We start from the raw sequence: 484 nt of genomic DNA, 5'->3' as shown, positions 1-484 counted from the left end.
AAGCAGATCTGAAACGCCCGGACTTCTTTCATGACGCGGCACAGGAAACCGCTGTGCGTCATCTGCAGCGCCTGTATGAGGATCTGATCGCGGCCGAGCAAAACAAGCCGGGGTTGCTCGGCAAGCTCTTTGGCAAGAAGGATCAGACGCCGGTCAAGGGTCTGTACTTCTGGGGGGGAGTAGGGCGCGGAAAAACTTATCTGGTGGACACCTTCTTCGAAGCCTTGCCGTTCAAGGAAAAGGTTCGCACGCACTTTCACCGTTTTATGAAGCGCGTACACGAAGAAATGAAAACCCTGGGTGGCGAAAAGAATCCGCTGACCATCATTGCCAAGCGTTTCTCACAAGAGGCGCGGGTGATCTGTTTTGATGAGTTCTTTGTGTCTGACATTACCGACGCGATGATTCTTGGCACCTTGATGGAAGAGTTGTTCAAGAACGGTGTGACCCTGGTGGCGACTTCGAACATCGTTCCTGATGGTTT

The 484-nt window shown here is 52.7% G+C and carries 1 protein-coding gene; it reads left to right on the top strand.

Going from position 1 to position 484, the window contains the following annotated elements:
* Positions 1-484, top strand: a 484-nt coding sequence (zapE, locus tag BLX41_RS34985; RefSeq protein ID WP_259744678.1) for a cell division protein ZapE, incomplete at both ends; no start/stop codon positions are given.

The sequence above is a fragment of the Pseudomonas protegens genome (genome assembly GCF_003732485.1).
GTDB lineage: Bacteria > Pseudomonadota > Gammaproteobacteria > Pseudomonadales > Pseudomonadaceae > Aquipseudomonas > Aquipseudomonas protegens_B.
This window is presented reverse-complemented; position numbering and strand designations above follow the sequence as displayed.